Origin of the sequence: Paraburkholderia sediminicola, from assembly GCF_046030555.1 — a bacterium.
Lineage (GTDB): Bacteria > Pseudomonadota > Gammaproteobacteria > Burkholderiales > Burkholderiaceae > Paraburkholderia > Paraburkholderia sediminicola_E.
The window spans coordinates 95,002-102,201 of the sequence record NZ_JAQQCH010000026.1; the positions used below are offsets into that span (position 1 = coordinate 95,002).

Annotated in this window: 5 protein-coding genes; 4 read left to right on the forward strand and 1 reads right to left on the reverse strand. The window is 62.4% G+C overall.

From position 1 onward, the window contains the following. Positions 1-42 precede the first annotated feature (42 nt). Complete coding sequence (locus tag PQQ52_RS28915) at positions 43-1,239, forward strand: tetratricopeptide repeat protein (RefSeq protein ID WP_408219112.1); 1,197 nt, start codon at positions 43-45, stop codon at positions 1,237-1,239. Positions 1,240-1,343: 104 nt separating this feature from the next. Here the strand turns inward: PQQ52_RS28915 and PQQ52_RS28920 are convergent, their stop codons facing one another. Further along, positions 1,344-2,033 carry a TetR family transcriptional regulator gene (locus tag PQQ52_RS28920; RefSeq protein WP_408219115.1) on the reverse strand — a complete coding sequence of 230 codons (690 nt, stop codon included), beginning with the start codon at positions 2,031-2,033 and terminating at the stop codon, positions 1,344-1,346. Between the two features lie 149 nt (positions 2,034-2,182). Between PQQ52_RS28920 and PQQ52_RS28925 the strand changes: the two genes are divergently transcribed. The 3 genes from PQQ52_RS28925 (at position 2,183) to PQQ52_RS28935 (ending at position 6,593) form a co-directional block, all read left to right on the forward strand. Beyond that, positions 2,183-3,673 (forward strand): flavin-containing monooxygenase, encoded by a 1,491-nt coding sequence (locus PQQ52_RS28925; protein ID WP_408219118.1) that lies wholly within the window; start codon positions 2,183-2,185, stop codon positions 3,671-3,673. A gap of 170 nt (positions 3,674-3,843) precedes the next feature. Beyond that, complete coding sequence (locus tag PQQ52_RS28930) at positions 3,844-4,845, forward strand: alpha/beta fold hydrolase (protein WP_408219120.1); 1,002 nt, start codon at positions 3,844-3,846, stop codon at positions 4,843-4,845. Positions 4,846-5,189: 344 nt separating this feature from the next. Further along, complete coding sequence (locus PQQ52_RS28935) at positions 5,190-6,593, forward strand: methyl-accepting chemotaxis protein (protein ID WP_408219123.1); 1,404 nt, start codon at positions 5,190-5,192, stop codon at positions 6,591-6,593. Positions 6,594-7,200: the final 607 nt, after the last annotated feature.

Here is a 7,200-nt window from a genome sequence, read left to right on the forward strand (position 1 = left end):
CTGAAGACTGAAGGAGACGGGTGCATCGCACCCGGTCCGCAAATGAAAAAATTTCTCGCAAGCGCATTCGCCTCACTGCTGTTCGTGTCGGCCGCGGCGTTCGCTATGCCGACGGTTCAGCAGATCGAATCCGCCATGTCGCAAGGCAACTGGCAGCAGGCCGATGCCGGTTTGAGCGAAGTGCTGCAGGCGCATCCGAACAACGCGCGCGCGCACTACCTGTACAGCCAGGTGCTCGATCGCGAAGGCCGTTACGCCGACGCCCTCGCCCAGGTTCAACAGGCCAAGACGCTCGATCCGCAAATCCGTTTCACCGACCCCACCCGTTTCGCGCAAACCGAAGCGCGCATCCGCAAGGACGCGGAACGTGCCGGCGCCGCGGGCGGCAACACCACGAGCCGCGCGGCCAACCCGTTCGTGCAGCAGAATTCGCCGGCGGTGCAGCAGCAGTCGGCGATGGTGTCGCAAGCTCCGCAACGGCATGGCCCCGGTTTGGGCATGTGGGTCGGCATCATTCTCCTGATTGGCGTGATCGCGTTGGTGTTGCGCTGGACATTGCGCCGCGCCCGCTCGCAAGACGACTCGCGTGCCGACGACGATCGTCGCGTGCAGCTCAAGCGCGCGACCGAGATGCTCAACGCCGTGCGCTCGTTGAAGCTCGACGTGAAACTCTCCACCGTACAAGGTCATGAGGCGCTGGAGAAGGAAGTCGAATCGACCGAAGACCAGTTGCGCGGTGTGGTCGAAACGTTGTCGAACGGCAAGAATCCCGTGCCGCCGTATCAGCTCGACGAACTGGAGCAGCGCATTGGCAGCATGCGCGCCCGTGCCGACGGGCGGCCCGATCCGTATGCCGCGCCGGCCGCCGGCACGCAGCAGTCGCCGTATGCGCAGGAAGCCGAGCGCTTCGGCAACCCGCCGCAAGCGCCCTATCCGCAACAAGGACCGTATCAGCAACAGCCGCAGGTCATCGTGCAACAAGGTGGTGGCGGTTTCGGCGGCGGCATGGGCGGTCTGCTGACCGGCGTGCTGCTCGGCGAGGCGTTGAATTCCGGGCGTGATCGCGTCGTGGAGCGCGACGTGATTGTCGATGATGAAACGCGTCGCCGAGGCGGTGACAACGGCAATGGCGGTGGCCTCGACTTCGGCCAGGGCTCGAACGACTGGAGCGACGACAGCGGCGGCGGTGGCGTCGACATGGGCAGCAACGACGATTCCGGCGGCTGGAGCGACACCTGAGCAACAACCGCGCTGCTTGAGATGCAGTCAGGCAAATGCCAATCAATCAAGCTGCAACGAAAACAGGCTCCTGCATGGAGCCTGTTTTTTTATGTCGGCGCCCTTTACGCGCCCACTGACGCCGGCGCCCTCACCGGCTCGTGTTGCGCCAACAGCACCGAACCCGCGAACAGCCGGACGATGAAACGCTCCGCATACGCGACCAGCGCTTCCCGGCGCGTGGCGTCCGCATCGATGTACTCCGCCGACAAATGAAACAGCTGCAACACGATCTGCGTGCAGACTTCGTCGACGGTTGCGCGGGCGAGCGTCGGCATCAGTTCCAGCTGCACGACATCGTCCGCCATTTCCGCCGACACTTCGTGCAGGTTCGCCCGCACCGCTTCACGTAGCGCCGGCGACGTGCCGTGATACTCGGCCAGCGCGCTCAGAAACGCCTCGCGGTTCTCCAACGCAAACGCAAAAAACGCCACGCACGCGCGACGCGGCACGCTCTGCGGCTCGTCGTGCGCGGCCAGCCAGCGCTCGCGCCGCAGCATGGGCCGCAAGCGGCGGCTCACCGATTCGACCGCCTCGCGCGCCAGGTCGTCGAGCGTGTCGAAATGACGGTAGAACGTGTTGGGATTCAGCCCCGCCTCGCGTGCCAGTTCGCGCAGACCCAGGCTTGCAAAGCTCCGCCCGCCCGCGGTCAGGCGCAACGCAGCTTCGATCAGCTTGCGCTTGCCGGGCGGCAGGTCCTGCCCGGCAAAAGCGTCAGGGTCGGCGGTGGACGCCGCTTCGGGGACGAGTTTCATGAGCTTTCAGCCAGAGCGCGGCTCGCGCGTTTAATAGTCGTACTCTAAACGATCTTGACGCGAAGTGTACAGTTGTCTACCCTGCGCATTATGCCGATGTAGACATATGTAGACACTCGAATTTTGCCTGCCCCCCCCGGAGACCCGTCGTGACGCCTGCCTCATCTGCCCAACCCGCCACGCCACGCATCGCCATTGTCGGCAGCGGATTTGCGGGCATCGGCATGGCGATCCGCCTTCTCCAGATGGGCATCACGTCGTTCACGATTTACGAGGCCGCCGGCGATATTGGCGGTACGTGGCGCGACAACACCTATCCCGGCGCGGCCTGCGATGTGCCGTCGCATCTGTATTCGTTTTCGTTCGAGCCGAATCCGGCGTGGTCGCGTGCGTTCGGTGGCCAGGCGGAGATCTTCGCTTACCTCAAGCATTGCGCGCGCAAATACGGCGTCGATCGTTATGTGCGTTGCAATGCGCGCGTGGCAGCGATGCGCTTCGATGAAGCGCGCCAGACATGGCAAGTCGAAATCGATTTGAACGGCACACACGAGAGCATCGAGGCCGACGTGGTGATCGCGGCGAGCGGTCCGCTATCGCGTCCGGCCATGCCGCGAATCCAGGGGCTCGATCGTTTCGAAGGCAAGCTGTTTCATTCGGCTCGCTGGGATCATGACTATCCGCTCGACGGCAAGCGCGTCGCGGTGATCGGCACGGGCGCCAGCGCGATCCAGTTCGTGCCGCGGATCCAGCCGCGCGTCGCACAACTCGAACTGTTCCAGCGCACCGCACCGTGGATCATGCCGAAGCCCGACAAGCCGATCGGTCCGCGCGCGCATTGGCTATTCCGGCATGTGCCGTTCACGCAGCGCTTCGTGCGCAATGCGATCTACTGGCAGCTCGAATCGCGTGCCATTGCGTTCGTCGTCAATCCCAAGCTGATGAAGTTGCCGATGAAATTCGGCATGAGCTACCTCGAACGGCGCGTCAAGGACCCGGCACTGCGTGCCAAGCTGACGCCGAACTATCGGCTCGGTTGCAAGCGCGTGCTGCTGTCGAGCGATTACTATCCGGCGCTCGGCCAGCCGAACGTCGACGTGGTGACGACCGGCATCCGTGAAATCGTCGCTGACGGCATCGTCACCGACGACGGCGCCCATCATCAAGCCGATACGATCATCTGCGGCACGGGCTTCCAGGTGAACGACGTGGGTGCGCCATTCGACGTGACCGGCCTCGACGGCGCCGACCTCGGCGCGATGTGGCTGCGCGATGGGCCGGAGGCCTACCTCGGGACCAGCGTCGCCAACTTCCCGAACTTCTTCATGATTGTCGGTCCGAATACCGGGCTGGGTCACAACTCGATGATCTACATGATCGAGTCGCAAGTGCAGTACATCGCCGATTGCCTGCGCGTATTGCGCCGACGCAAGGCTCGTACGATGAATTTGCGGCCCGACGTGCAACGCGATTTCAATCAGCGCCTGCAGAAGGAGATGCAGCACTCCGTGTGGGTCAGCGGCTGCCATAGCTGGTATCAGACGAAGAGCGGCAAGGTCACGGCGCTGTGGCCGGGCTTCACGTTCAACTTTCGCAAACGCACACGGCGCGTGCGGCCGCACGATTATCGCTTCGCACCTTAGGCTCGCGGGCCGCTCGCGCGGCGAACGCGGACGCGGAGGCCGTGCGAATGCAGAGGCAGCGCAATGCAGACGCGAGGCTAAAGCTGAGGGTGACGCCGCGGTAAACACAGGTGCAAACGTAGACGTAGCCGCTGAGACGATCTAACTCGAACTAAAGGGAGATAACAATCATGGCAAGCATCGAATCCGCGACGCCGGCATCAACAGCACCGCTACCGCCCCGCTCGCTCGCCGCGCGCCTCGGGATCACCAGCGTGCCGCGCGCAGAATTGCAGCGGCGCTACACGCAAAGCGGTTCGAAGTTCGTCAAGATCATGGGCGCCGACGTGCATTACGTCGACGAAGGCAGCGGCGACACGATCGTGATGATTCACGGTTTCGCGTCTTCGTTGCATACGTGGAATCGCGTCGCCGACGAACTCAAGCGCGAGCATCGCGTAATCCGCCTCGATCTGCCGCCGTTCGGCGTGACCGGACCGTTGCGCACGAGCTCCGGTGAAATCGAAACGATGAATCTGCCGACCTACCGGCGTTTCATCGATACCTTCATGCAGGCGCTCGGCATCTCCCGCGCGACACTGATCGGCAACTCGCTCGGCGGCCTGATTTCGTGGGACTACGCGATACGCCATCGCGAGGCCGTCGAACGGCTCGTCTTGATCGACTCGGCCGGGTTCCCGATGAAGCTGCCAATTTACATCGGCCTCTTCAATAGCGCGCTGGTGCGGGTCAGTTCGCCGTGGTGGCTGCCCGAAATCATTATCAAAAGCGCGGTGCGCAACGTGTACGGCGATCCGCGCAAGATCGATGCGGTGACGCTGCGGCGTTACGTCGAATTCTTCCACGGCGAAGGCACCCGTGAGGCAATCGGCAAGATGGTGCCGACGCTCGACTTCAAGGACGTTGATACCGACGTGCTGAAGACGCTGAGCGTGCCGTCGCTGGTCCTATGGGGCGCGAAGGATCGCTGGATTCCGACTGCACACGCGGCCGAATTTGCGAGCCGCATTCCAGGAGCGAAATCGGTGATGTACGCCGGGCTCGGTCACATTCCGATGGAAGAAGCGCCCGAGCGCGTGATGGCCGATCTCCAGGCGTTTCTCGGCGCGAGCGCCGCGGCGGGCGCCGCGCATGCGCCTGTTGCCGAAGGCACACGCAGCGCGCCCGCCTGACCTGGCTTTTTCCAGCTGATTCGCCTGTACGCGCGCTCCGTCACCCTCCCCCTAGCAGGCGCAGCAAGCTCCAGAGAAACTTGCAGAGCATCACGATCAGTTCCCACAGGTGATAGAGCTGTTGCCAGCCCGAAACGCGCGCGAAGGAGTCGATCATGGATTGCCGGTGACAGAAAAGAATGGCTGCGCAGTTGCAGGCTGAGCGCACATGATAACGACTGGCTGCGGGATACTCCGTATCAAGTCCCTGGCAAGCTTGCCGTAAACGTGTCGAGAAGACGCGACATCCGCACTGGGTGATCGCGCTAACTGACTGCGCCAACCGCGCCATCATGGAGACAAGCATGACGCGTTTCAGCTTTCGCCGGGTCGGCCGTTCACAAACGGTTGTTGGCGATATTGCCGCGCAAGCCGGCAAACTGGGAATTGAAATCTGCGACGTATCGGGTCACGTCGAGGAAGTTGCCGCACGCGTGCAACGCCAGGCGCAGGTTTGCCGTGCGCTGCGCGAGTCCGCTGCGCAGACGCTCGCGGGCAATCATCGCATTGCCACTGCCGCGCGCGAAATGCGCAGCGTGTCGGCCGAAGCCGCGACCGGTGTGCAGGCGTCGCAACAGACGCTGGCGGCGTCGCTCGCCGACATCCACGGACTGGTGGAAGGTGTGACGGTGATCGAGAGCCAGATTGGCGCGCTGCGCAGCGCGTTGGCGCATGTGAGCCGCGTTTCCGAGGAGATTTCGCTGATCGCCCGCCAGACGCATTTGCTGGCGCTGAACGCCGCGATCGAAGCCGCGCGCGCCGGCGACTCCGGCAAGAGTTTCGCGGTAGTGGCCGCCGAGGTGAAGAACCTGTCGGCGAAGACCGCGCAGGCGACCGGCCAGATCGAGACCACACTGGCACAACTCACTCAGCAGACCGAGCAATTGATCAACGAGGGTTCGGTGAACACGGCGCGCGCACATCGGGTACGCGAAGGCACCCGCAAGATCGGCGATGTCGTCCATGCGACCGGCAATGCGATCACGCAGCTCAACGACGAGGCTGGGCAGATCGCAGCGTTGACCGGCGAGATCGAAACCCAATGCAACGGACTCGAGGCGCAGGTGCTGGAAATGGCGAGCGGGGTCGAGGATTCAAGCGAGAACTTTGCACAGGCGAAGGACCGGCTGGGGAATTTGCTCGGCGTGTCCGAGACGTTGATCGAGTTGACTGCGGCAACGGGGGTAGAGACGACGGATACGCCGTTCATCGATGCCGTGCAGCAGGCCGCGGCCGCCGTGGGCAAGGCATTCGAAACGGCCATTGCTCGGGGCGAGATATCGATTGAGGATCTGTTCGATCAGCGTTATGTGCCTGTTGCAGGGAGCAATCCGGCTCAGTTCGTTACCCGGTTTACGGCTTTTACTGATCGGGTTTTGCCTGCTGTTCAGGAGCCGTTACTCGGGCTCGATCCGCGCGTGGCGTTCTGCGCCGCCGTCGATGTGCGGGGCTATCTTCCGACTCACAATCTGAAGTTTTCTTTGCCGCAGCGCGACGATGTGGTCTGGAATATGGCCAATTGCCGGAACCGGCGGATGTTCGATGATCGCACCGGGATTGCGGCTGCGTCGCATACCAAGAAGTTTCTGTTGCAGACTTATCGTCGCGATATGGGTGGTGGGCAGTTTGTCTTGATGAAGGATGCGTCGGCGCCCGTGTTTGTTGCCGGGCGGCATTGGGGTGGGGTTCGGATTGGATATAAGGTTTGATTTTTTGCCTGTGCGGCGCTTGTTCGTCTGACTGCCTGTGGCGTTGGGCTTTACCTGAGTTGTTTGTCTCCTCGGTGTCCTCGGTGCTTGTTCGTCTGTGGTTTTATGACGTTGGCCTTTCCTTGTTTTGTTATTGGTTTGTTAGCGTCGCCCCTGTGCGGGGCGGGCACTTACTTCTCTTTGCCGCCGCAAAGAGAAGTAAGCAAGAGAAAGCGGCTCAAACCGCTAATTCTTAAGCGGGTCCCCTGGCTTGGAGGGGATAGTGGTGCATCTGGAATCTGTGTTCGCGCACACTCCGCATTAGCGACAAGGGCGTCATACTTCCGGCGGCGCTGCGCGCGCCGACGCGCACTTCAAAAACCGTTCGCCGCGTTTTTGCGCTCTCGCTCTTTGCTCGGTCATCGCTCGTCATGGCATCGCCACTGCAACTGTCATAGCAAACGAAGCCCCTGGTTTCCCAGGCATACCCGTCCGCGACGCACACAGTGCGGAGTGGGAGCTGACGAGCCCTGTGTCACTTACGCCGAATGTGCGAGGACACGGATTCCAGATGCACCACTATCCCCTCCAAGCCAGGGGGCCCGCTTAAGAATTAGCGGTTTGAGCT